Here is a 24,771-nt window from a genome sequence, read left to right on the forward strand (position 1 = left end):
CGACTCCTGCGGGAATAGCTGGACAGGTGAGACCCCGGAGGCGTGCCGAGGAGGCTCACCGCCAGCCCCGCGGAAAGCGAGCATCCTGTAGCGGAAATCAACTACTACTTTCTCTCTGAAAATAGCAACAATTTTTACGAAAAGAGCTTAATAAAATAAAAAATCCCATCTTATTTTAAAAATCATACATAATAATCACCTCTTTGTCGAAAGATAAGAATTAAAAAATTTTTTTGGTAATGTGTATATATTTTCTGAATTCTGTTCAGAATGATTGCTGAGGTGATGAAAATGAGAGAGGAAGAAAAGAAACAACCTTCTCAAAACTTTTTGAAAAGACGTTGGGCATACCCAGCAATCTATTTAGCAAGTGCAGCAATCATTATCACGGGGATTCTGTGGTACCAGGCAGGAAATGATGTAAATGAGAAAGCCAAGGATTACAGCTATGATGGAGTTCCTACTGATAATGAGTTCAACCAGCCTGCAGAAGAAGTCAATCGTTCATTGGAAAACTTTGTAATGCCTGTTTCGAGCCCTGAGGACACAGTCATCGAAAAACAATTCTACGATACTGAAGCATCAGCGGAAGAACAGGAAGCTGCCCTAGTCGTTTATGGTAACATGTATTATCCGAACCAAGGAGTCGACATCTCTAAAGATGGGAAAGAATTCGATGTTCTGGCTGCAATGAGCGGTACAGTCACAAAGGTTCAAGAAGATTCTCTACTCGGAAACACGATTGAAATCGAGCATAGCAAAGGAATCGTTACTCGTTATCAATCAGTGAAAGACTTTGAAGTCGCGGTTGGAGATGTAGTAGATCAAGGACAAGCTATCGCTAAAGCAGGTAAAAGCTTATTCAATGAAGAAGCTGGCGTTCACGTACATTTTGAAATTCGTAAAGCAAATGTAGCAGTGAATCCACTGGAGTACTTCAATAAGTCCCTTGCAACACTTCAAGAAGCACAATTAGAAGAAAAGAAGGTTTCAGGTGAACAGCCGGATGCTGAAGCTGCACAGGAAAACGCAGCTGAAGATCAAGCTAGCGAAGACAAAGCAACTGAAGATAAAGCAACTGAAGAAAATGGTGCTGACGATGCAGCTGAAGAAAAGCCGGAAGCTGAGCAAAAGCCGAAACAAGAAAATGCTGATCAAAAAGACGACGCAGCCGATAATGGCTCTGACGTAAAAGACGAAGAATAATCATATAGATGAAGAAAAGCTGACCGGTGATTTCCGGTCAGTTTTTTGTTTTCAGATCTATTCCAATCGTGGCCTCATCAAAATAAAAAATTTCCTCGGAAATTCGACAAAAGGAATATTTTACTAGGAAAGCATTTCTATATCGATATCGTTTAATGAAGTTAACACATTCTTCAATATCCTTATTTTAATAAAATGATTATTTAATCAAGAGAAAGATCAAATGCAGATTTGTCGTTTTTTCTTTATTGACCAGGCTTTTTCCAAAAAAGATAATGAGGGCATGAATAAAATTTCAGAAAATTTAATCTTTATTATTGGGAGGTCATATTAAGGGAAATTTAGAAAACGCTTATATAACCAGGAGGTGAAACGTTGCTTTACTTCATCGCGATTTTACTCATAACAGGGGGAAGTATTTTTCTTGCACTGAGAAAGAAACGGGCTTTCTTCTTAACCATTCCATTCTTGTCTTTATTCATTTACTTTATTTTTCAGATCGCCATGGTCCCGTTACCGTTTTTTGAGACCGTGAAATTTATTTTCAGTTTAAAATAATGAGCTTGAAAAGGGGTTACATAAATGAAGAAGATCGATAGAGCAAAAGCGGATCAGTATTTTAAAGAAAAAAACCGTTATATGGCAATGTATTTAGTGATTTGGCTCGTCTCTTCCTTTGGAGTCGTGCTGTTTGCTGAAAGCTTGTCAAAGATCACCCTCAATGGCTTTCCATTTCACTACTTTATGGGTGCTCAGGGGTCGATTGTCATTTTCATTATCTTACTCTACGTAAATGCGAAGGTGAGCGATGGAATCGATAAAAAGTATGGAATCGATGAAAGTAAAAATGAACAGATCAGTTACGGAAAAACATTGGATCATTAAACGGCTTCAACCAAATATAGAGCAGAGCAGGGGGAAACGATAAATGGATACTCAGTTTTTAGTATCAACGTCGATTATTCTGTTGACGTTTGCGTTATATATCGGAATTGCTGTTTATAACAAAGCGAAAGCGACATCGGACTTCTATGTAGCTGGCCGGGGCGTGCCGCCGATCTTTAATGGGATGGCGATCGGGGCCGACTGGATGAGCGCGGCTTCATTTATTGGACTGGCTGGTACCGTCATGATCCTCGGATATGATGGACTTGCCTACATCATGGGATGGACGGGCGGATATTTACTGTTAACCTTCTTACTTGCTCCCCAGCTCAGGAAATATGGGCGTTATACGGTACCGGAATTCATCGGGGACCGTTACAACAGCCACACTGCCCGTGTTATCGCCGCCATCTGTACGATCATTATCAGTTTCACGTATTCCATCGGTCAGCTATCGGGTTCTGGGGTCGTAATAGGTCGGTTGTTCGAAATCGATGCCAAAGTCGGTACGATGATCGGGGTAGTCCTCATCGCATTCTACGCAGCTTTCGGTGGGATGAAGGGGATTACATGGACGCAGGTTGCTCAGTATGTTGTTCTTATTATCGCTTATTTAATTCCTGTTATATTCATGTCCCTGCAAATTACAGGGAACCCGGCTCCTTGGCTTTCCTATGGTGAACTGGTAGGGAAGATCGGGGAGCTCGATCGCGAGCTTGGGGTCTCGGAATACTTCGCTCCTTTTACAAACGGTACGAAGTGGCAGTTCATGGCTCTCATGTTTACGTTGATGGCCGGGACCGCGGGCCTTCCACACGTAATTGTTCGATTCTATACGGTTTCTACGATGAAGGCGGCTCGCTGGTCAGGAGCATGGGCACTTCTTTTCATCGGACTTCTCTATTTATCTGCACCTGCATATGCAGCATTCTCCCGCTTTATTTTAATGACAAAAGTAGCGGGAAGCCAAATCAGTGACTTGCCTTCCTGGACGAAATCCTGGGTGGATACGGGGAAATTACAAGTTGCAGACGCAAATGGAGATGGAATCCTACAGTGGAAGGAAATCATCATTTCCAATGATATCGTGGTCATGGCCACACCGGAGATTGCGAATTTAGGCGTGTTCGTCATTGGTCTCGTAGCGGCTGGTGCCATGGCAGCCGCGTTATCGACAGCAGGCGGATTGATGATCGCGATATCTTCCTCCTTTGCTCATGATATTTACTATCGTGTATTCAAGCCGAACGCGACAGAGAAAAATCGTCTGGCAGTTGCACGTTGGTCGATCGTCATCGCGACGGTGCTCGCTGGGATCGTGGCACTCAATCCTCCCGGGGTTATCACTCAGATCGTCGCCTGGGCCTTCGCACTGGCGTCTGGAACGTTCTTCCCGGCACTCTTACTCGGGGTATGGTGGAAACGCTCCAATGCCCATGGGGTTATTGCAGGGATGCTTGTAGGGTTAGGGGTAACCCTCACGTACATCTTCCTGGCAAGATCGGGTGTTAGCCTATTCGGCATCATTGATACAGGAGCAGGTGTATTTGGGGCAGCGGCTGCCACGATTGCCAATATCGTCGTGTCACTTATGACGAAAGCACCTTCTCAAAAGATTCAAGAAGAGGTAATGGATCTCCGTTACCCTGAACAAATGACTTTCAAAGACGGAGAAGTTTGGGTGAACGACGATGTCGACTTCAAAGCCTGACGGATCCTTTCAAGAAGCTGTACTCCTTCATCCCTTCTTCAAGGGGATGGAGCGTAGTACGGCTCTTTCCCTTTTTACTGAGTGTAAGCGGCTTGAGGTGGGTAAAAACCATACCATCCTTAAAAGCTTTGAACATCGTCTCGGACTCTATCTTGTTGTGAAGGGGGAAGTAGAAGTCGTTGTGACAAAGGAAAAAGAAGAGATTCTCGAGATGATTTCGAAGGACGGGATTGTCGGCTTATCGAGTCTGTACTCTGCACTGAAAACAGATGTGGTGGAGAGTGTGTATTCCTCGGTTGAGGTCAAAGCGAAAGAAGAGTGCCTGCTCTGCCTCGTTCCATATACTAGTTTGCAAGCTTATTGGGATGAACCATATTTGAAGAATTTTTTATTAGAAGAAACATCGAAACGACTTCAGGATGTTTATTATTCCTTGTCGCAGCAAGTGGGAATGGCGCACGGGCTGGAAGAGCGGACGACGATTCTGAAGCGGGTAAGTGATGTAATGACGAAATCAGTCGTAACTGTCAGGAGTGATGATTCTCTGGAGGATGCAGCTCGAGCCATGGGAGAAAACCGGGTCAGCTCTGTCATCATTCTGGAAAACAATCGCATCGCAGGAATCCTGACAGAAAGAGACCTCGTCTCCAGATGCCTTGCAAGGTCCGTCCCTCTCACCCAACCGGTAAAAGAGGCCATGACCCCCAACCCAACCGTCATCACCCGTCAGGCATACCTGTACGAAGCCCTCGCCGCCATGATCGACCACTCCGTCAAACACCTGCCCGTTGTCGACCGTAAGGAGAGGGACGGACCTATCGGCATCATCACCCTGCACGATGTAATGAAAGCGAACCATATAGGTGCCCTGACGAGTGCAAGGAAGCTGGAGAACAAGGATTTTCCTCTCGAAAAGGTTAAAACTATTGCAGAATCCATGTTAAGGAGCCTTTGGAATGCGCATTCTCCCATGTTTCACATACTCGATTTCATGTCAGGACTATTCGATCGTATTTATCAACGAATCTTAAGGCAGGTTGAGGAAGAATTACTTCTGGAAGGACGGGAAAGGCCTTGCCCGTATGCATTTTATGTTATGGGTTCAGCAGGAAGGAAAGAGCAGTTTATGTTGACCGACCAAGATCATTTCCTGGTTTATGAAAAACATAGTAATGAAGCTGAGGAATATTTCAGTGATTTTGCTGAAAGAGTCGTTGTTGAATTAGAAAAGACAGGACTACGTCTTTGTGACGGAGGAATGATGGCGAATCAGAAACCGTGGACGGGGAGTATGTGTTCCTGGCAGGAAAGATTGAGAGAATGGTCGGTCCATTCGTCAGAGGAGGCTTTATTGAAGGTACAAAACTTCTTTTCATATCGCTTTTTATTTGGGGATGAAACACTTCATTCAACATTTGAAGAGGCGATAAAAGAGCAGCTGCGCAGCTCAAAAATATTATTGGTACGGCTGGCTCAAGTGGAAAAAACCAAGCCGGTGCCTGTCCTTCACTCCTCCATCCGTTCGATATTAGGCATGGATAGAAAAACAGTTTCCATCAAGAAAGACATTCTGTTTCCTTTTCATCATGCACTGCAGATATTGAATGTTGCTCATGGTAATACGTCAGGAACGACCCGGGAGAAGCTGAATTTTTTAAAAGAAAAGCGGTCAATTTCGTCGGGATTTGCAGAAGAATTAACTGACGCATTTCAGGAATTTATGAGGCTCTATATAGAGATGAAGAGGAAAGATCAAGGAGATACGGTACACATATCCTCGCTCTCCACCCGTAAAAAAGAAAGTCTATACAAAAGTGTGAAAACGATTCGTGAATTTCAACAAATGATGTTGTCTCATTACTCCTTAACGTAGAAGGGATGTGAAGATTTTCATTTTTTCAAAGAAAAAGATTGAATGTCCGCTCCACTATGACTCAGTCCCTCTGAACAGGAAAATTGAAGACCTTACGTTTGTTGTTTTTGATACAGAGACGACAGGTTTTCGCGTCGGAGCGGAGGATCGGCTGCTGGAAATCGGGGCGGTTAAAGTAAAAGGGTATGAGGTAAAGGAAAACATCACATTTCAGACATTTTCCAATCCTCATCGACTCATTTCTCAGGAAATAATCCAGCTGACGGGAATTCAGTCAAAAGATGTCGAACAAGCACCGGAAGCAAGGGATGTCATCCATGATTTCTTCGCTTTTTTAGAAGGAAATACCGTGAATAGTCTGGTTGGACACTATGTAATCTTTGATGAACTCGTGCTGAAGAGTGAACTGATTCGGGCCGGACTTCATCTACAGGTGGCACCGAGCCTGGACACACTTAATCTAATCGGATATCTTTCGCCCTCAAATGATATGAGAGATCTCGAGCGGTATGCTCAGTTGTTTGGGACTCGATTGTACCCGAGACATCGGGCGTTGAACGATGCTCTTATGACGGCTTATTTGTTTGTAGAATTATTGGAGCTGTTAAGAGATCGAAAGGTGGAGACCTGGGGGGAATTGATTCGGGTAAGCAGAGGTCGTGAGTGAAGGGGTGCACATATCGGATACATTCACGTGGAGGATCTTCCTCCGAAAACCATGTGAAGGTCCGTCCCTAAGAGTAATTTTTCAGAAAATTAACCTCAAACCTTGTCCTTATTGTGCTTTTTGTGCATATATGTGGGCACAAGCTAATAAAATGATACAAACCTATCAAAATAGAGAGTGTTTGAGGTGAGGAATCGTCATTATACCATTGATTATCAGCTGAATATTTGATTATACGTTGTAACATCAGGAAGCTGCCGAGGATTAAATAAGGCTTTCTGCCGCTTGCACATGGGTCTTGATGTGCATGCGGTCTATACTATTTCATTGATGCGAAAGCGAGTCTCATTTCACACTTCTCACATCCAATTTAGGGAGGTCGAGTGGTGTGCACGATTACATCAAAGAGAGAACAATCAAGATTGGTAAGTATATCGTGGAGACGAAAAAAACTGTTCGTGTAATTGCGAAGGAGTTTGGCGTGTCCAAAAGTACTGTCCATAAAGATCTAACAGAACGACTGCCAGAAATTAATCCAGAACTCGCAAATGAAGTCAAAACAATACTTGATTATCATAAATCTATCCGGCATCTACGAGGTGGAGAAGCGACGAAGCAAAAATACAAAAAAGAAGAGCTCCACAGCTAACCAAAATACGCCAAGCCCCAGAAAGATGGGTCATGCTTGGTGTGTTTTTGTTTACAGGCGGCATGAAGCGATTTTGCCTGTTGAATTTTCGTCTTTTTTTTACCGTTAAATATTCATTGTAATTTACCTGTTAATAATCTTCCAAAGTTCAACAGGTAAAAGAAAACATATACAGTACCAGGTACAAATCGCCTTGAATGTACCAGGTACAACAACCCTCGATTGTACCAGGTAAAACAACCACTCATCCCACCCGTCTTCATCAAACCTTAACACCCCTGTAACATCACCCTCCAATATTCCTATACTTTTCCAAATAAATAACAAAATCAATACATTTTTTTGACAAATAATATCTTCCTTCGACATATTTATGGTAAAATAATTAATTAGGTGAAAGTTTTGACTTAACGTTTTTACGTAATGACATTAAGATGAAACCATAGATGAAATATGATGATGAATTTGTAAAAGAAGAAGGGAGAAACACAAGATGTTCGCGAAAGATATTGGGATTGATCTTGGTACGGCTAATGTTTTAATTCATGTTAAAGGAAAAGGGATTGTCTTGAATGAGCCATCGGTTGTGGCTTTGGACAAGAATACAGGTAAGGTATTAGCGGTTGGAGAGGAAGCGCGTCGCATGGTTGGACGTACTCCTGGAAACATTGTGGCGACTCGTCCGTTAAAAGACGGCGTCATTGCTGACTTTGATGTAACAGAAGCAATGCTGAAGCATTTTATTAATAAATTAAATGTAAAAGGTTTTCTTTCTAAACCAAGAATCTTGATTTGCTGCCCAACGAACATCACGAGTGTCGAGCAAAAGGCGATCAGGGAAGCGGCTGAAAAGAGCGGTGGGAAGAAGATTTATTTAGAAGAAGAGCCTAAAGTCGCTGCGATCGGTGCGGGGATGGATATTTTCAATCCAACAGGAAACATGGTCGTGGATATCGGTGGAGGAACGACGGATGTTGCGGTTCTTTCCATGGGTGACATCGTGACGAGTCAGTCCATCAAAATGGCTGGGGATAAGTTCGATCATGAAATCCTGAATTATATTAAAAAAGAGTACAAGCTTCTGATCGGGGAGCGTACAGCGGAAGATATCAAGGTGAACATTGGTACGGTATTCTCAGAAACCCTGGATGAAGATCGAAAAGAAATGAGCATCCGTGGCCGTGACATGGTGTCCGGTCTGCCACGCACGATTACCGTGACATCAACGGAAATCGAAGGGGCTCTTCGTGAATCAGTGGCAGTCATCGTACAAGCTGCTAAGAATGTCCTTGAAAAGACCCCCCCGGAATTATCAGCGGATATCATTGACCGCGGGGTTATCTTAACAGGAGGGGGAGCACTTCTTCACGGAATGGATACCCTCCTTGCAGAAGAACTGAAAGTACCGGTTCTCATTGCTGAAAACCCGATGGATTGCGTCGCGATTGGAACAGGGTTAATGCTTGAGAATATCGATAAAATTTCAAGAAGACGAATTATATAAATTACTTTAATAAAAATATTGCACCATTCATCCGATATAAAAACAGCTAGCATAGTTATGAGGTGAAAACATGTTTCGTGGATTTTATACAGTAGCATCAGGAATGCTTTCGCAGCAACGCAAGACTGAAATGTTAACGAATAATATGTCTAATGCGAATACACCGGGTTTTAAAGCTGATCGGGCATCGATGCGGGCATTTCCGGAAATGCTCATGGAGCGGATGGATTCTACGTCGATTCCGACAGAGAAAACACTCTCCCTTCCTTTCAATCAGAAAGTGGGAGCCCTCAATACGGGTGTGTATATGCAGGAAACGATCCCATCATTTTTACAGGGTGATCTACAGGAGACAGGAAGAGGCTTGGACATTGCACTATTGGACGTGTCGATGCCGACTAATGAAGAAACGGGCTCAATGGGATCGGTGTTTCTGACGGTTGAAGATGCGGATGGAAATCCACGCTATACCCGAAACGGGAACCTGACTGTGAACGGAAATGGATTTCTCACGACGAACAGTGGTTTTTATATTCTGGATGAAAATGGCGAGCGTATTCAATTAGACAGTGACCAGTTCACTGTTGGAGAAAAAGGGCAGATTCTTGTCGATGAAAATGTTGTGGCTACCCTAGGTGTAGGCTATTCAGAAGATCCCAACCGACTTGTGAAACAGGGAGACGGACTATTTGCAACAGAAGGAACTGTGCCTCTTCCTGATGCCTATGAAGAAGCCAATGTTTCTTTTACCACCAAGCAGGGATTTCTGGAACGGTCCAATGTCGATGCATCCCGTACAATGACGGATATGTTATCAGCGTACAGAACCTTTGAAGCGAATCAGAAAGTACTCCAGGCTTATGATCGAAGTATGGAAAAAGCAGCCAACGAAATCGGTCGGGTCAACTGATAGTTAAAGATTGTAAATGAAAATCGTCACTTAATACCTTATAATAAGGGGGGACACGTCATGAATCGAACAATGATTACAGCAACCAACACATTAGGTCAATTGCAGAAACAAATGGACATGATCGGTCATAATCTGTCGAACGCAGATACAAATGGATACAAGCGCCGGGAAGCGACATTCTCAGAGTTACTTGTGCAACAGGTGAACAATCAGCGTGTGGAAGAGTTTGAAACAGGCAGACTTACCCCTCTTGGAGTACGGGAAGGCAGTGGTGCAAAGCTTTCACAATCTCAACTGATCCTAAACCAGGGTTCTTTGAAGTCAACGGGTCGCTCGCTGGATTTTGCTTTAACCAGTGAGGGGCAGTTCTTTAAAGTCCTTGCTCAAGATGACAATTCAAGTGACGTGCGCTATACGAGAGACGGAGCATTCTTTGTCAGTCCTACCGGGAATGGGGAAGCGATGCTCGTGAACGGAAGCGGATTACCGGTCCTTGATGAGAACGATAACTATATTACCTTTTCAGAAGATGCGTCTTCTTTCCAGTTAGGGGATAATGGAATCCTCACGGTTACGGATGCAGGCGGCGTAGAAGAGCAATTCAACTTGGGGATTGTCACGGTTGAAAAGTCTCAATTTCTACAGCATTTTGGCGGTAATCTGTTAGGATTTGCGGAGAACCTGGACGGGCTTGGGGTTACAGAAGATGAAGTCGTAACGAATGTCGTTGGAGGAGCACGCTCTGATATTTCATTGGTTCAAAATTCATTAGAGGCCTCGAACGTTGATATCAGCAAAGAAATGACGGACATGCTGAATGTCCAACGATCATATCAATTTCAGGCCCGCTCGATCTCCCTTGCAGATCAAATGATGGGCCTTGTAAATGGGATACGCTAAAAGGAGTTAAATGCTATGAGTGAAAAAGAGCTACTACAAGAAGAAAAAACAACAAGAGAATCAGTAAAAGCAGAAAAGAAAGCCAAGCAAAAGGACGAATCCAAGCCTGCACGCTGGGTAAGGATCCGCATGTTGCCAATCTGGCTCAGAATCCTTCTGTTCATCCTTCTTCTTGCAGGAAGTCTCGTATTAGGTGCCGTCATTGGCTTCGCAGGCATCGGAGACGGCAAAGCAGCCGACGTCTTCAAAGCAGAAACCTGGCAGCACATCATTGATATCGTCATGAAGAAATAAACCCAATATCTATTTCATAAGACTGTCCTCTCGCTAAGGAGACAGTCTTTTTTTAAGTCCTTTTTAGGGACGGACCTCGAATGTGCAAACCTTAATAAAAAGAACCTTGATTTTTCAGGCTTTTGTAGTGATTGTGCAATTTTTCGAGGTCCGTCCCTCTCTTGTTGCCTTTCCACAATCAATTTAGTTACAATAAGGTGTACATACATATTGGTAGGAGGAATTTTATATGCTTGATATTAATCAAATTAAGGAAATCATTCCCCATCGTTATCCGTTTTTGCTGGTGGATCGGATTTTGGAGGTGGAAGAAGGCAAGAAAGCGATTGGAATTAAGAATGTGACGGCGAATGAGGAGTTTTTCAATGGGCATTTCCCTGAATATCCTGTTATGCCTGGGGTGTTGATTGTGGAGGCACTTGCTCAGGTCGGTGCTGTGGCCATGTTGAAAGTGGAAGATAACCGCGGGCGTTTAGCTTTCTTCACTGGTATTGATAAATGTCGTTTCAAGCGTCAAGTAAAGCCGGGAGATCAGCTGAGACTTGAAGTCGAAATGATCCGCTTTAAAGGGCCGATCGGTAAAGGAAAAGGCGTGGCGACTGTTGATGGTGAGGTTGCCTGCGAATTAGAAATGATGTTTGCTTTAGGAGATAAGCAATAAACATGTGCAAACTGGGCTTGTTGTGATTCGTTCACTTCAGGCCCAGTTTTTTAGTTTCAACCCTTCGCATGATCAAAATCAAATTTCCCCAAAAAATTTCACTCAAAATGCAAGTAAATTCATTTTCAGGGAATGCTAACGAAAGACCATAGTAACGGTCTTACATTAACTAACATACACGTTAGAAAGGAGTAACACATCATGAACAAAAAATTATTATCAATTCTTGGTGGATCAGCACTTGCTGCCATGCTTCTTGTAGGATGTAACGCAAATCAGGAGCCTCCTCCGGAAGATGAAGCACCAACAGAAGAAGAAGTCCCGGAAAATGATGGCATGAACGAGAATGACGGTATGGGTGACAACGAAAATGATCAGTCCCAGGATCAGAACGAGCCAGGGGACAAAGATGCAGCGAAGGATAATAATACGCCTGAAGAAGACGCTATAGAAGATGATAAGGATATGCAGGATCAGGATAAGAAGGACGAGTAATCGTTTCAAAAAGCAGAGGCAGCTTAAAGGTGTCTCTGTTTTATTTTTTATAATCACAGCTCCCAAAATAATAGAGATGATGCAAGATGTAAATCCAAGTAAGTTAATATAACTTTTAAGAATTTGAAGACAAAATGAAACATGTCTTCATACCAAAGATTAACTTGCAATAAGAAGACCTCTTTCTCAAAAGGAAAGAGGTTTTTTAGTGAATTCTTATAGCCTCAATAATATATCTTTCGGTCGAAGCACCAACAAGGGTAAACGGATAGCAAGTAGAAAGAGTCAGGATTTCCTCAGGACGAGTTGTCCGAATAATCGAAGTGTCACTTTCATCGACAATATAAGTCTTGAAAATTTCATAGGAGTAAGTTCCAGTTGGCATAACGATGGAAAGTATATCGCCGTGCTGGAGTTCACCAATGTTTCTAAATACCGTATCCCTGTGCCCAGCCAAAAAAATTTGATCCTTCTGTTCCGGTAGTGATGTTGATGAATAATGTCCTACCCCTTTCTTTAGTTCTTCCCCATCTGTTCCTTCAATGATTGCTACATCTCTTTCGAGTCTTGGAATATGTAAAACCCCAATGACATCCCCTTTCTCAAAATGGTAAAAGATTGAGGTTTGAGAGGAATTAATTGGTTCGGGGCTCTTATGTACTGAAGAATTTTCCATAATCCTTTCTTTTGCTTTAACTAGAGCTTCATTTTCCGCTTCTTCGAGAATTTTTATCTGAAGGAAGGAATATATGACAAAAGATAGCCCGCTTGATAAAATAAGGATTCCAAAAATCAGAAAAACCTTCCTACTCATGATGTTTCCTCCTTTTATATTGAAAAAAAGAAAGAAAATCGTGAAATTCCTCTTTCGTTAAGCCCTGGTGAATGGCTTTCTCTAGTGGTTCAACCCACTCCTCATCTAAATAGATCGTATTCATATCAGAAGAAAGAATAATTTCTAAAGAAGTATCTAAAGTAAGAGCTATTTTTTTTAGAATCTTAATGGAAGGATTCTTTTGAATACCTCTTTCAATAGAACTTATATATGATTTAGAAACATTTGAATGATGAGCAAGCTCGTTTATGGTTACCCCTTTTTGTTCACGAAGATCTTTAATCTTATTACCTACCATGTCGATAACTCCTTCACAATTCATTTTATTCATTATATAGAACAATTATTTTTTTATAAAGTACGAAAAAAAGTGAATTTTAAAGGAATCAAGAGGGAGGTATCGATATCTACCTTGTTTGACGGTATTTTCAATGTTTTTGGAGATTTTCATTTCATATGTGAGATCTTATAATAAGTTAAGGTGTTCTTTAAAAAGAACAAATTCACTGATTCTAGGAGATGAAAAAGATGAATCAAAATAGAATTGTCGTAATGTTATTAGTCCTATTTTTTATCTCTGGAATAATGAATCATCATAAAACGTATGCAAATGAAGTAGATATCATATTAATACCTAACGAAAAGTTCTTATTTACTATTTCAAATATGAAGCCGGGTGATTGGGCAGAGAGGGAATTGAGGGTTAGAAATGGCGGTGACAAAGATTTTAACTACACCATTCGCGTTGATAATAAACAATCTGACAGGAAACTATTTAACGAATTGGAATTGAAGGTGTACGAAGGGGGCAAATCCAATTTAATCTTTGATGATAAATTAAAGAATTTCAAAGGGTTTAAACCAGAGCAATTAAAAAAAGGTGCGACTGACAATCTATTTTTCCAGGTTGAAATGCCATATGAATTAGGGAATAAGTTTCAGCAAACATCCGCATATTTTGAAATCATAATTGTAGCAACTGGAATGACAACTCCTTCACCTCCCGAGGATTCTAATGATCCGGTAAAGCAACCAGACAGCAATGTTAAGCCGCCCCCTGTAAACTCGGGCACAAATGAAACCCAATCTCCACCAATAGCATCACAAGGCCCTAAACTACCTAACACTGCAACCAACCTTTACCTGCTATTAACGATAGGTTTTATATTAACTACAACGGGATTGACACTAATATATGCAAATAGACGTTTATCAAAGAAAAAAGAAACTTAACCTGAATGAAGAGGTGACCTCATGTATAAAAAGATATGTGGACGATGCACAAGACCATCCTATAGTAGCACTGAAACGGGTGAATGGGTTTGTCCGACCTGTAAATTTGACTTATCCAATCAGCCATTCTATTATCCTAGTAATTACCTGAAAATTAATAGAAATGTCCTACCTCTTAGAAGGAAGTTAGAGACATATAAAAATAGCATGAATTCGTAGTTTTTCGACAAACCTCATCATATGCTTACACGATTTATTAATCGGAAGAGAGTAATATTTTTGTAAATGTCAGATTATAGATGAATATGTAGGAAAAAAGTGTAAATTAAATTAATGGAATAGACAAAAAACAACACAACGTCTGAATGTTTATTAGTATAATCGAAATAGTTCTAAGGGAAGAGTCAGATAAAGGCAAACTTATTGAAAAATGAGGACGCAAAGTCACAGATCTAAGGTTGGAAAGTAGGCATATCTTCATAAATATCTTGAATATAATGAACAGAAAATATTGATGAAGAAGGTGTGGTTAATTGAAAACTATGATGGCTGGATTGCCTGGAATACATATATGTATTTTGGGAGGGTATTTATATTGACAAATCGGGAACTTGATCTTGAATGGATGGAACTAATTAAACAAGCTTTAGACGCCGGAATTTCTAAAACAGAAATTAGAGAATTCCTTCAAAACCAGTCTCAGGAAGTGAAAGCCGAGTACAAAGTGATTTAATATAAATAAAGTCTTGCGAATCCCTCGCAAGACTTTATTTATTGCCTAATTTCCACTTATTAAATTCAATGAATTCCCTGAACTGCTCCTTGGTAATTCCAGAACTCATGGCTTCTTCTGCAATCTTAAGCCACTCATGATCGATATTGTGATCTTCTGGTTGATCATGTAAGAGAGCATCCATCGGAATCCCTAAAGCAGCTGAAACTTTTTCAAGAAATTGAATGGAAGGGTTTTGTTGAAGGTTACGCTCTATTGAACTCAAATATGACTTTGCAACACCGGCTTTTTCAGCAAGTTCTGTCATGGACATACGTTTTTCTTGTCTGTATTTCTTTACTCTTTCTCCAATCACAGGAAACACCTACCTAAGAACTTCATATAAGAAGTCAATATTAAATTCAATTATATCATAATGAATCATACCGATATTACCTAATTCACACAATTAAACGCTAGGTTTTGAAGTGGCTGGAATCCTTGGCTTAGATACCATTTTCTCGCGGAACTCACGGATTAATTCTTCCCCTGAATATCCTTTTTGGACTAGGTCATCAAGGAGTAATTCTGCATATTCATTCCTCTGTTTTTTCAATTTCCCCTCAAACATAATACTGATATGCTTATCCATCTCTTTAATACAACGGATAGAAGTCATGAAAGCAGCAGGATCATTGGCTTTATGGGAAATCACGACCTGAATTTCCAAATCTTCCTTACGTTGCTGAGCCTTTTGAAAGAACTCAATATATTCATTCGACAAGTACGTTTCGACAAGCCACGTACTCTGCCCATCTTCTTTATTAATAATCAGACCGTCCACTAGCTCAAAGTCACGCAGTTCATCGTTCTCCACTACTTGCAGTGAAATAACTTTAAAGGTTTTCATGAACGAACATCTCCCATTTAAAGGTTTTATAAAATTATATCATAGTAGGAATTGTTTCCCTAACAAATTCCTTGATGAAAAAAAGGACGAAAGCTTCAATTTTGTGAGTTTGACCCTGATTTTGATTAAAAATCGGGAAATCTCCCTAGGGGAATTTCCGAAATTCAAGCCATTTTTGCCTCGAATTTCGGAAATTCACGATTTTACAAGATGAGACAGAAGATTGTAAGATGAAAACAGTTTAAGAGAAAGGAGGAAAGAATTCAATTGATCAACCAAGTGACCCTCGTTGGAAGGCTGACCAAAGATCCTGAAGCAAGAAAAACAATGGAAGGAAAATCGATACTTAACGCTACGATAGCTGTAAATCGTAACTACAAGAATCAAAAAGGCCAAATAGATACAGACTTTGTACTCTGTACCATTTGGAACCGGGCTGCAGACAATATGGAGAAATATTGCCGAAAGGGATCTGTCATTGGAGTGACCGGTCGAATCCAAACCCGTTATTTTGATAACGATCAAGGAAAACGCACGTATGTAACCGAAGTCGTCGCTGAAAATGTCCGATTTATGGACAGCAGGCGGGAAACCGCAGAAGCCCCCGACCCAAGCAAGAAAGAGCCAATCGAACTACCGTATTAATATTTTTAAAAGGGAGATGGAGTTGTGGCCACACTGCAAGATCTTGAAAGAAGAATTGACAGAATGGAAAAGTTAACAGAAGACCTCATCAAAAAGGTAGCAAGAGCGAAAGTCGAAAATTTCTATTTATCTCAACGGGTGACAGCCCTTGAGCAAGGGTACGAATACCCGAATACAGTTTTGAAAACCTCGTCATAAGTAAAACAACCTCACCCAGAATTCTTTCCATACGAACAATCCACCCAACCTTATAAGCAGCTGTCTCAAAATCCAATGGTCATCGCAACATGCCTCAAACATACCTCATTAGATATAAATATGTGTAGCAGTGAGTAAAGTAAGCTCGTTCCCCATATTGTCTTCATATAGAGTCGGTTTCCTTTTTGGAGGCCGGCGTTTTTTTGATTGGTAAGAGAGCGATTGAATTAGATCATCGCCGAGGTGAACGATAATGATTCCAGTTGTTCACATTTTGGCACAAGTTTTGTGGAAAGTGGCTCAACAAACGCTAAAAGTGGCACGACAAAGTCCAGAAGTGGCACAAGTTTGCTCGAAAGTGGCACGACAAAAGGATGTGCAGACAAAAAACGTAATGTTATTACAAATATATTTGTAAGTTTCAAATCTAACCCTAATTAGTCAAAACCCTTTTAAAATAACCCCAATGGCCACTATTTAAATGCCAGCTTAGCCAATTTCACGCCACACCTATACAAAAAACCTCTTCCCCGCAAAAAAGGAAAGAGGTCACATACAACTACTCCAACACCAACAACGATTCCAAATCCTGATCAGACAATTCCGTAACCCATTGATCACTGCGGATAATCTCATCATTCAATGCCTGCTTTTTCGTCAGCATGGCATCTATTTTTTCTTCAAGGGTACCTGAAGAGACCAGCTTATGGACATGAACGAATCGTTGTTGTCCGATCCGATAAGCACGGTCGGTTGCCTGGTTTTCTACCGCCGGGTTCCACCAGCGATCGTAGTGGACAACGTGGTTGGCTGCGGTTAGGTTCAATCCGGTTCCGCCGGCTTTCAGTGATAATAGGAAGACTGGAAACTCACCATTCTGGAATTTCTCCACGATTTCATCGCGTTTTCCTTTTGTCATGCTGCCGTTTAAGAATGGGACATCAACGTTAAATTCTTCTTTCATCACTTCCTGGATCATTTCGCCCATTGAAATATATTGAGTGAAGATCAGGCAGGCTTCGCCTGACTCCAGAGCGGTTTCCACAATGTCCTTCAGCTTCTGCATTTTTTCAGAGCGGGAGAGAATCGATTTTGGATCTGGTTCCTTTAAGTAGAGAGCAGGATGGTTGCAGAGCTGCTTCAACTGGTTGAGCATTTGGAGAATTAATCCTTTGCGCTCAAATCCACTCAATGTTTCAATTTTAGCGAGAGTGTCTTTTACCAGCTGCTCATACAATGCTGCCTGCTCAGTGGTCAGGTGACAATATTCTTTCTGTTCCAGTTTTTCAGGCAGATTCAATTCCACTTCGGGATCTTTCTTCGTACGACGCAATAAGAAAGGCTTGATTTTTGCCTGAAGCTCTTTGACTTTTTCTTCAGATTCATCTTTTTCAATCGGAGCAATATAGTTTTTCTGATACTGCGTAAAACCACCGAGGTACCCGTGGTTAAGGAAATCAAAGATTGACCAAAGCTCGGATAATCGATTTTCCATCGGGGTCCCGGTAAGCGCAATATGATGTTTCCCGCTCAGCTTACGGATTGCCCGGGATTGCTTCGTATTGGCATTCTTGATGTTTTGCGCTTCATCAAGGGAAATCGAGGTCCAGACGACTTCCGATAACTCGTCAAAATCAATATGTGACAACCCGTAAGAGGTAAGAACCACATCTACGCCTTTGATTTCCGCTGCAAATTGTTCGCTTTTCGCCCGGGTCGGTCCATAATGAAGGTGAACCTTGAGGTCCGGAGCAAATTTCTCCAACTCCCGCTGCCAGTTTCCGAGAACGGAGGTAGGGGCAACGATCAGGGAAGGTGTTTCCGGTTTCTCTGTTTCTTTTATATGCTGCAAGTACGTAATCAGCTGTACCGTTTTTCCAAGCCCCATATCATCTGCTAGACAAGCGCCAAAGCCAAATTTACGCAAAAAGAGCATCCAGCTCATACCCAGCTGCTGATAAGGACGAAGCTCGCCAATAAACGCTTCAGGTGTTTCCGTTAAAGGAATCGATGACACATTTGTCAACTGATGAATCATCTTTTTCATAGATCGATTGAGTTCCAGTTGGATCTTGGCATATTTATAAGGATCATGCTCGTCGTCATCCGGCTCCAGATCTGATTCATCAGAATCGCGGGGAACAAGCTCCTGCTCCAGCATATCCTGGATTGAAATCCCTTCCTGCTTTGCTTTCGTCATCATTTGCTGTATCCGGCGAATCATGGCAGGATCAAGCTTCATCCATTGACCGCGGATCTTCACTAAGCGTCGCTGATTATCGACGAGTTGATTAAAGTCATCCTCTGAGAGATTGACTCCGTTCATCGATAATCGCCAGTCGAAATCAAGCATGGCATTCAACCCTACGAAAGAAGGACGATAGCTTGTGTCCGTATTTTTCAGTTTGGCTTTTACCAACACCTGAGCATCCTTCATCGCTTCCCACCAGGATGGCAGAAGGATTTCAATGTCTAAATCGATGAGCTTCTCACTTAATACGGATAGGAAATCCCAGGCATCGTGCTCACCAAGAGCCGTACGGAGGGAACCATCCACGTCACGGAGGATTGGCATCATCTTCATCCAGCGTTCCTGTTCTTCAGATACATCAGGCAGATACTTTTTCCAGGAAGGAGGGACTGTGTCTTCAGCCAGTGAAATGACGCGATTCTGTTTCTTGCGGTCTCTTAAAATCGTTTCCAGCTCCCAGGACTCATCCTCATCAAGAGGCTCAGAGATCCTCAGACCAATCGAAAACGGAAGTTCCTCATCCTCGCCAGCAATCCATTCACTCCAACGCTTCTCATCAAAGTACGCATCCAGCTCTTCAGACGTAAGCGTACTTTCCTTCAGCTTCTGAATCCTCTTCAACGCACTCGATCCACCCGAAGCCATCGCCTCATTCAACGCACCCTGAAACCAATTCTCGGTTAACGTTTTGAGGGACGGACCTCCATCAGGAAGCTCTTCCTCCCAAAACTCATTATTAAAGTTGGACCATACTTCATCAGGGATATGGAACTGCAATCCTTTTTCCTGCCATTCCTGGAAGCGGGGCAGCCAGCGACCGGCTTCCACTGCTTCGTAGATCACAGGGGCGATCGCAATGCATGCCTGCCCGGTCTCATTCCAGTCCCATTGGATCATGCTGCTGAAATGCTCACCTGCTAGTAATGTGAGAAGCTGCCACTGAGTCACTGTAATCCCGTTGGTGGATTCCTCAGGGAGTGTCCCGTAGTAACTCTCTTCATGCCAAAGAAACAGCTGACCCTTCCATTCCTTTGGAGGCAGAAGTTCACCTTCGTCGTTTTCCGCAGTGATGAAGAAACGGTCTTCATATTCAGTTGTGTTGACGTTGATTTTTACGGAAGACAGTTTAAGCATCGATTAACTTACCCTTTCTGCACTCTTCTTGGAACGCACGTAATCGCTTGTATTTATCTAAAATATAGCTGAGATACACATCCCATTTATCTGTTTTCTTCGTTTTTTTATAAATCGTCCGAATTTTTTTCATATAGCGAACCGCCAGCTTGTAGCTGTCGCGATTCTTCTGATCGATCGCTTCCATGACCCCGGCGTAATAGATCGGAAGGGCAAGCTCAGGCGCTTCTTTCGTCACATCGCGGAGGCCCATGCCTTCCATCTCCTGAATGCTGTAGCTCATATATTTTTGCAGCTCGACCCATTCACGATAGGCCTTCGCGCTAATGAGATACTCATTATACGAGAAGAAGCTGTATGGAAGCATGGATAGAAGAAGTTCATTCACAAGGGAGCTATCCTTTTCCATCAGCCAATCCATCGGCAGAATCCGCACAAACCAGCGCACAAATCGGGTCGCTTCATAATAATCGAGGGTTTCGATATGATCTGGCATCCTGGTTAGAATATTGCGGACTAGAAAGAAGCCGACTTCGTAACGCTTCCCGACGAAAAATTTGCGCAGCCAGAATTCACTGAACGCAACCAGCTCAGTACCTAGTTCATCCACCACTTCACTCGCCTTGTTCAGATCTTCCAGGAGTAAATATTGATGGAGGATGGCGACGTTGTAAAAAGTGTTGTCTTGCTCGCTGTTTTCTTCTAAACGTTCAACCTCTTCACGGCGCCACGACTTCTGTTTGAACAAGTAATACCATAGGAAACGGTATACTTCGGCTTTCATCATCGTACTATTTTCTGTGGAATCACTCATCTCGATCGTCTGCTTTTTCATAAAGGCAATGTACGGATCGAAGCTGAACGGCATGGCATGAATCGACAGTTTTTCAACTGCGTCTTCCATTTCCCCTAAAAGAAAATCATACATGCTGTACTGCTCGCGACTCAGCTCTACATTCCTCTTTTGTAAATAAAGATCGATGTGAATCGACAAATAAAAGGTAGCAAAGAGCTGATAAAGAGGCTTCCATTCCCGTTCGAATGGAGCTTCCTTCATGAAGCGTTTCGTTATATTTTGAACGAGGACATCCATCAAATAGGGCTGTCTTTCAAGTAACTCCAAGTCTTCCTGCTTCAGAAGTGAGTCAAAGAACTGCCACCATTCCTCAGGCGTGTTTCCCCGCGTTTTCCGTTCGTTCAATAGATCACTGGCTTTACGGAGAGCTCCCGTGCTGCTGTGTTTATTCAATAAATCATCCAAAGACTGTGTTTCCTGAATTGAAGGCTGAGACTGTCTCCGCCAATTCTGAATCCACTCACTCACCCGTCCAACTTTGTTATATAGCATAAAAAAGGTCGCCATTTGATGCCGGCACCATTTATCCCGAGGACACGAGCACTTGCTTAAAAGGGGAAACGAAAAATTCAGCTCGAGTGTGACAGGCGTCACATCCTGCACCTCGGCCGTCACTTCTTCATCACGGACCTTTACGTTCGAAACCAGATTCTGACGGAACAAAAGAAGGCCCTTGGACACGACATTCTTGCTCTCATCCTGATTCGGGTCCAGCTCACCCTGTATCGACTGACTCATGGGAAGTAACCTATCCTTCAACTCCTGAATACGAATCGACATCAACCAACCTCTCCAATCTATAAAATCGCATTCTTTTATTATAACGCAAAAGGAGGGGGAAAAGGAACATGTGGCAGGGGAAGTGGTGGAAGTGGGTGAGATGAGGGTAGAGGAGTTTGTCGAATTGTGTAGTGAGCGAGGGTGGTTGGACTGGATTAGGCAGAGTGGGATTGGACGCATAGGACTTGGGGGGGGCGAGTCGATAATAAAATGGGCGAAGTCGATAATAAAAGTGGCAAAGTCGATAATAAAAATTTGAAACTGAGTAAAAAACCTACAAAAAGTTGCCTGGCACCAGAGGATGGAGGTGGATTTGAAAATAAATAGGGCGATTTTGAAAATAAATCCCGAAATTTGAAAATAAAACTCCCGGATTTGAAAATAAACAGTCCAGAATCAACTCAAAACCTACCCAATCCCCGCCTTACTCCTCCACATGTATAAAAAAAGTCTCGCCATCATACACATTCACGCTCTTCAACCTCACCATTTCACCATTTTTCCAATAATAATCCTTATTTTCAGGAAAACGCAGCTCTTCGTCTCCACGCTTCACCACCATCTCGGGATTTTTCGAGATCCGTCCCTCAACCTTCACTTTAAATCCCTTTTCACGATAAAATTCTTCACCATCCACATACCAGGAGGCAAATTCGCCGGAAGTTAATGAAAATCCCAGATACTTAGAAATCACTCCGGGTATATCCGTATTTTCAATAAGACCCACAGGCTTCCCAGGGCCATACGCATATAAGAAGACATCCTCACCAGTATGTCCATGTGTCGTAAAACCAAGATTGGCTCGCTTCGCCAACAGCTTCACCATTGCATCCTCTAAATCCTCTATTTTTTTAGAGGCATCTTCCATCGCACAGAAATCTTTTTTACTCAATTTCCCCAACCCATAGTTTGAAAGGACCTCTTTTAAATTTGATCGATCCTCCTTAAGTTGGGAAACAGCGCCTTTAACAGTAAGCTCAGCTTTCTTCAATGGCTCCACAAACTTCTCGACAGGCTGACTTTTATAATCCCCGTTTGTCCCCTGATTCCCTAGGGTGAGGCCGCTATTCCCATGGTCGGTTACGGCGATCACCATCGTATTCCCGTCCTCGCGAGCGAATGCTAAAGCTTCTCCAACGGCATCGTCAAAGCTCAATACCTCGCTGATCATCCCAACAGGATCGTTTTTATGCGCGGCCCAATCTACCTTGCTGCCTTCGACCATCAAGAAGAAACCTTTCTCACCTTGAGAAAGTCTGTCGATTGCCGCTCCCGTCATCTCCGCAAGGGAGGGCTCATCAGGCTTCAACGTCTTTCGATCCAATTCATAGGCGATATCTTCTTCAGCAAACGCTCCCCACAGCTTGGACGATCCTGCTCTGTTTAGAAGTCCGTCCCTCTTCAGAAGTAAATCGTATCCGGCTGAGCCGATGATTTTAACTAAGTTCTCTCCGTCTTCACGACTGACTTCTTTTGTTTTAAGCATGCCGTCATCGTTCTTCACGTGGTCTTTTGATTTCGGTTTCAACCAGGCGGCACCTCCACCTAAGATAACGTCGAGACCCTGGTATACCTGTTGTTCGCCGATATCTCCAAATTCATCACGGTTTAAGACATGCGAAGTGAATGCAGCCGGAGTGGCATGCTGGACAGGGGAGGTGGATACGATACCGGTCTTGTAGCCTGACAACTTGGCACTTTCAAGGACGGTCAAAACGGGACGTCCATCCGGGTTCATTCCTATATAATCAGCTTTCGTCTTCATACCGGTGGCCATGGCCGACCCGGCTGCAGCGGAATCGGTGATCGCTGACTGAGCTGAATACGTCCGAGCACCGCCTACCAGAATCTTATCCAGTTGAAGGTCCGTCCCTCGGTACCAACGTGACAACGTGACGATGTCGGAGTTGGTGCCGTCCATGATCAGGAGGATGACGTTTTTCTTGGGTGGGTTTGGGGCGGCGAATAGGCAGGAGGAGGGGAAGGAGAAGGCTAAGAGGGAAAGGAGGATGGTAAGTATGATGAGGCGTTTTAGTGTTTTCATGGTGGGTGAGCGCTCCTTTGCGTCAGTGATTAACCAATAGTATTTGTTGGTTGGGAAAGAGTATGTATAGAAAAATAAATCGTCTTTTCATTAGTTTGCAAGAACATGAAATCATGAAAAAAAGCCGCATCCAAAACGAACAAGGTTTCAGATGCGACTCACATTATTTACGTTCCAATATTCCAACCAGCAGATTTTCTAAAACGGTCGGACGATCTACTTTCTTCAAATCCCGCAACCTGATCCTATTCCAATCAATCCCCGTTACGAAAGGAGTACCATTCTCTAACGCAGGAATGTTCCCGGGATAGACAATGTAGTATTCCCCGGCCTTCACGCCTGACTTGATTTGTTGCTGCCCATTTACTTGGAGCCCTGTTTCAACTTTTCGCTTTTCAACAGTTCCTTTTTCAGTGAGAATCCAGATGAATTTAGAAGAGCTTTCTTTTTCAATCGCAGTAACAGGCACGACAAATGCATCTTTTACTTCCTCCGTAATAATTGATAAGAAAACATGATGACCGGGAAGAAGCTTATTTTTAGTATCCTGAAGCTTCACTTCCACAGGATACACGCTGTCCATTTGCAAGTGTGGATCGTTTTTGGGAAGAGTGGCAACTTTGGTCACGATTCCTTTTTGAGTCTTTTTCTCGCTATCCGATTGGACCTTCGCGTTCATATTTTCCTCTACCGTCATAATTTCTTTTTCAGTAAGATCCGTCGTTACAATCGTCGCCTGGGAGGCAATCGTAATCAAAGGATTATCAATGGCATGAGAGAGGTCCTTGATGGTTCCGTCCACACTGCTTTGCACCGTTAACGTTGTTTCATATGATTCGATATCAGAAATTTGGCGCTCAAGATTATCGATTTGATTTTCTAAGCGGTCAATCTCTAATCCTTTAGCGGCAATTTCTTTTTTTATATCGTACTCCGACTGAAGTGCACTGGCCTCAATCGGAATTTCTTTGTCGTCCGTTGAAGTGGAAGGAAGAGACGATTCCAGACTTTCCAAGTCATCGATGTTGTCTTCAATACTGTCAATCTCATCTTCCAATTGTTCTACCTCTGATTCCAGAACACTTTTTTGCTGAGTTTGATCGGTTACCTCGTATTCATAAAGTGGCGTTCCGGATTTTACCTGGTCACCTTCTTTAACGAGAAATTTCTTGAAGGAGCCAAATTCGTCGTTGAAATAGATGTAGCTTTCTTCTTCAGCTGTAATGACACCCGTTTTCGGGAGCTCTTTAACTAAATCGTCTTTTCCGCTGATTTCCCAATTGGCTACTCGAACTTCGCGGTCGACCTTGCTGTTCGCTTTTTCAATAAGATATGTATTTGCACCAACAAACAAAAGAGAGAGTGTTAAAGTGCTATAAAGAATGGTTCTTCTTTTCATCATGTTCACAGCCTTT

General features: G+C 42.6%; 25 protein-coding genes and 1 riboswitch. Of the genes, 17 read left to right on the forward strand and 8 right to left on the reverse strand.

The features are described 5' to 3' along the window. Positions 1 to 291: 291 nt before the first annotated feature. From spoIIQ to AC6CIB_RS18845, 13 genes are all read left to right on the forward strand, one after another. Positions 292 to 1,206 (forward strand): stage II sporulation protein SpoIIQ, encoded by a 915-nt coding sequence (gene spoIIQ / locus AC6CIB_RS18785; RefSeq protein ID WP_498283228.1) that lies wholly within the window; start codon positions 292 to 294, stop codon positions 1,204 to 1,206. Between the two features lie 375 nt (positions 1,207 to 1,581). Beyond that, positions 1,582 to 1,764 (forward strand): hypothetical protein, encoded by a 183-nt coding sequence (locus tag AC6CIB_RS18790; RefSeq protein WP_498283230.1) that lies wholly within the window; start codon positions 1,582 to 1,584, stop codon positions 1,762 to 1,764. Positions 1,765 to 1,788: 24 nt separating this feature from the next. Continuing rightward, on the forward strand, positions 1,789 to 2,091 hold the full coding sequence (locus AC6CIB_RS18795; RefSeq protein ID WP_498283232.1) for a DUF4212 domain-containing protein: 303 nt from the start codon (positions 1,789 to 1,791) through the stop codon (positions 2,089 to 2,091). Between the two features lie 43 nt (positions 2,092 to 2,134). After that, positions 2,135 to 3,802: a sodium:solute symporter family protein gene (locus AC6CIB_RS18800; protein ID WP_498283234.1), complete on the forward strand. Its 1,668-nt coding sequence runs from the start codon at positions 2,135 to 2,137 to the stop codon at positions 3,800 to 3,802. After that, on the forward strand, positions 3,783 to 5,675 hold the full coding sequence (locus AC6CIB_RS18805) for a DUF294 nucleotidyltransferase-like domain-containing protein (RefSeq protein WP_498283236.1): 1,893 nt from the start codon (positions 3,783 to 3,785) through the stop codon (positions 5,673 to 5,675). Before AC6CIB_RS18800 ends, AC6CIB_RS18805 begins: the two co-directional genes overlap by 20 nt. A 7-nt stretch (positions 5,676 to 5,682) precedes the next feature. Continuing rightward, positions 5,683 to 6,342, forward strand: coding sequence for a 3'-5' exonuclease (locus AC6CIB_RS18810; protein ID WP_498283238.1), 660 nt, complete (start codon positions 5,683 to 5,685; stop codon positions 6,340 to 6,342). A 388-nt stretch (positions 6,343 to 6,730) separates the two neighbouring features. Further along, positions 6,731 to 6,991, forward strand: coding sequence for a sporulation transcriptional regulator SpoIIID (gene spoIIID, locus AC6CIB_RS18815; protein WP_032086905.1), 261 nt, complete (start codon positions 6,731 to 6,733; stop codon positions 6,989 to 6,991). A 493-nt stretch (positions 6,992 to 7,484) separates the two neighbouring features. Further along, positions 7,485 to 8,495, forward strand: a complete 1,011-nt coding sequence (locus tag AC6CIB_RS18820) for a rod shape-determining protein (RefSeq protein ID WP_498283241.1) — start codon at positions 7,485 to 7,487, stop codon at positions 8,493 to 8,495. A gap of 70 nt (positions 8,496 to 8,565) precedes the next feature. Further along, positions 8,566 to 9,405 carry a flagellar hook-basal body protein gene (locus AC6CIB_RS18825; RefSeq protein WP_498283243.1) on the forward strand — a complete coding sequence of 280 codons (840 nt, stop codon included), beginning with the start codon at positions 8,566 to 8,568 and terminating at the stop codon, positions 9,403 to 9,405. A gap of 60 nt (positions 9,406 to 9,465) precedes the next feature. Beyond that, complete coding sequence (locus AC6CIB_RS18830; RefSeq protein ID WP_498283245.1) at positions 9,466 to 10,308, forward strand: flagellar hook-basal body protein; 843 nt, start codon at positions 9,466 to 9,468, stop codon at positions 10,306 to 10,308. Positions 10,309 to 10,323: 15 nt separating this feature from the next. Continuing rightward, entirely contained in the window at positions 10,324 to 10,602 is a 279-nt protein-coding gene (locus AC6CIB_RS18835; protein WP_498283247.1) for a DNA-directed RNA polymerase subunit beta, read from the forward strand. 229 nt (positions 10,603 to 10,831) lie between these two features. After that, a complete protein-coding gene (gene fabZ / locus AC6CIB_RS18840) occupies positions 10,832 to 11,263 on the forward strand; it encodes a 3-hydroxyacyl-ACP dehydratase FabZ (RefSeq protein ID WP_498283249.1) in 432 nt (143 codons plus the stop codon). A gap of 201 nt (positions 11,264 to 11,464) precedes the next feature. Beyond that, positions 11,465 to 11,758 carry a hypothetical protein gene (locus AC6CIB_RS18845; RefSeq protein WP_498283251.1) on the forward strand — a complete coding sequence of 98 codons (294 nt, stop codon included), beginning with the start codon at positions 11,465 to 11,467 and terminating at the stop codon, positions 11,756 to 11,758. 205 nt (positions 11,759 to 11,963) lie between these two features. Here AC6CIB_RS18845 and srtD read toward each other — a convergent pair whose 3' ends face one another. After that, positions 11,964 to 12,572: a class D sortase, LPxTATN-specific gene (srtD, locus tag AC6CIB_RS18850; protein WP_498283253.1), complete on the reverse strand. Its 609-nt coding sequence runs from the start codon at positions 12,570 to 12,572 to the stop codon at positions 11,964 to 11,966. Beyond that, on the reverse strand, positions 12,565 to 12,891 hold the full coding sequence (locus tag AC6CIB_RS18855) for a helix-turn-helix domain-containing protein (protein WP_498283255.1): 327 nt from the start codon (positions 12,889 to 12,891) through the stop codon (positions 12,565 to 12,567). Before AC6CIB_RS18855 ends, srtD begins: the two co-directional genes overlap by 8 nt. A 230-nt stretch (positions 12,892 to 13,121) precedes the next feature. Here AC6CIB_RS18855 and AC6CIB_RS18860 point away from each other — a divergent pair, with 230 nt between their 5' ends. Together AC6CIB_RS18860 and AC6CIB_RS18865 are read left to right on the forward strand one after the other, a co-directional pair. After that, entirely contained in the window at positions 13,122 to 13,826 is a 705-nt protein-coding gene (locus AC6CIB_RS18860) for a hypothetical protein (protein ID WP_498283257.1), read from the forward strand. Positions 13,827 to 14,229: 403 nt separating this feature from the next. Continuing rightward, positions 14,230 to 14,388, forward strand: a riboswitch (cyclic di-GMP riboswitch). A 33-nt stretch (positions 14,389 to 14,421) separates the two neighbouring features. Beyond that, the gene (locus tag AC6CIB_RS18865) at positions 14,422 to 14,559 is read left to right on the forward strand and encodes an anti-repressor SinI family protein (protein WP_498283259.1); all 138 of its coding nucleotides are present in this window, start codon (positions 14,422 to 14,424) and stop codon (positions 14,557 to 14,559) included. Positions 14,560 to 14,593: 34 nt separating this feature from the next. Here AC6CIB_RS18865 and AC6CIB_RS18870 read toward each other — a convergent pair whose 3' ends face one another. Both AC6CIB_RS18870 and AC6CIB_RS18875 read right to left on the reverse strand, forming a co-directional pair. Next, on the reverse strand, positions 14,594 to 14,914 hold the full coding sequence (locus tag AC6CIB_RS18870; protein WP_498283261.1) for a helix-turn-helix domain-containing protein: 321 nt from the start codon (positions 14,912 to 14,914) through the stop codon (positions 14,594 to 14,596). A gap of 93 nt (positions 14,915 to 15,007) precedes the next feature. Further along, positions 15,008 to 15,448: a YwpF-like family protein gene (locus AC6CIB_RS18875; RefSeq protein ID WP_498283263.1), complete on the reverse strand. Its 441-nt coding sequence runs from the start codon at positions 15,446 to 15,448 to the stop codon at positions 15,008 to 15,010. A gap of 267 nt (positions 15,449 to 15,715) precedes the next feature. Here AC6CIB_RS18875 and AC6CIB_RS18880 point away from each other — a divergent pair, with 267 nt between their 5' ends. Next, positions 15,716 to 16,093, forward strand: coding sequence for a single-stranded DNA-binding protein (locus AC6CIB_RS18880; protein WP_498283265.1), 378 nt, complete (start codon positions 15,716 to 15,718; stop codon positions 16,091 to 16,093). Between the two features lie 24 nt (positions 16,094 to 16,117). Beyond that, complete coding sequence (locus AC6CIB_RS18885) at positions 16,118 to 16,291, forward strand: hypothetical protein (RefSeq protein ID WP_498283267.1); 174 nt, start codon at positions 16,118 to 16,120, stop codon at positions 16,289 to 16,291. Between the two features lie 559 nt (positions 16,292 to 16,850). Here the strand turns inward: AC6CIB_RS18885 and AC6CIB_RS18890 are convergent. From AC6CIB_RS18890 to AC6CIB_RS18905, 4 genes are all read right to left on the reverse strand, one after another. Then, a complete protein-coding gene (locus AC6CIB_RS18890) occupies positions 16,851 to 19,676 on the reverse strand; it encodes a DEAD/DEAH box helicase (protein WP_498283269.1) in 2,826 nt (941 codons plus the stop codon). Next, positions 19,669 to 21,312: an SWIM zinc finger family protein gene (locus AC6CIB_RS18895; RefSeq protein ID WP_498283271.1), complete on the reverse strand. Its 1,644-nt coding sequence runs from the start codon at positions 21,310 to 21,312 to the stop codon at positions 19,669 to 19,671. Before AC6CIB_RS18895 ends, AC6CIB_RS18890 begins: the two co-directional genes overlap by 8 nt. A gap of 424 nt (positions 21,313 to 21,736) precedes the next feature. Next, a complete protein-coding gene (locus tag AC6CIB_RS18900) occupies positions 21,737 to 23,356 on the reverse strand; it encodes an alkaline phosphatase (RefSeq protein ID WP_498283273.1) in 1,620 nt (539 codons plus the stop codon). 163 nt (positions 23,357 to 23,519) lie between these two features. After that, positions 23,520 to 24,758, reverse strand: a complete 1,239-nt coding sequence (locus tag AC6CIB_RS18905; RefSeq protein ID WP_498283275.1) for an efflux RND transporter periplasmic adaptor subunit — start codon at positions 24,756 to 24,758, stop codon at positions 23,520 to 23,522. Positions 24,759 to 24,771: the final 13 nt, after the last annotated feature.

The organism is Rossellomorea sp. GQ25, from assembly GCF_059758515.1.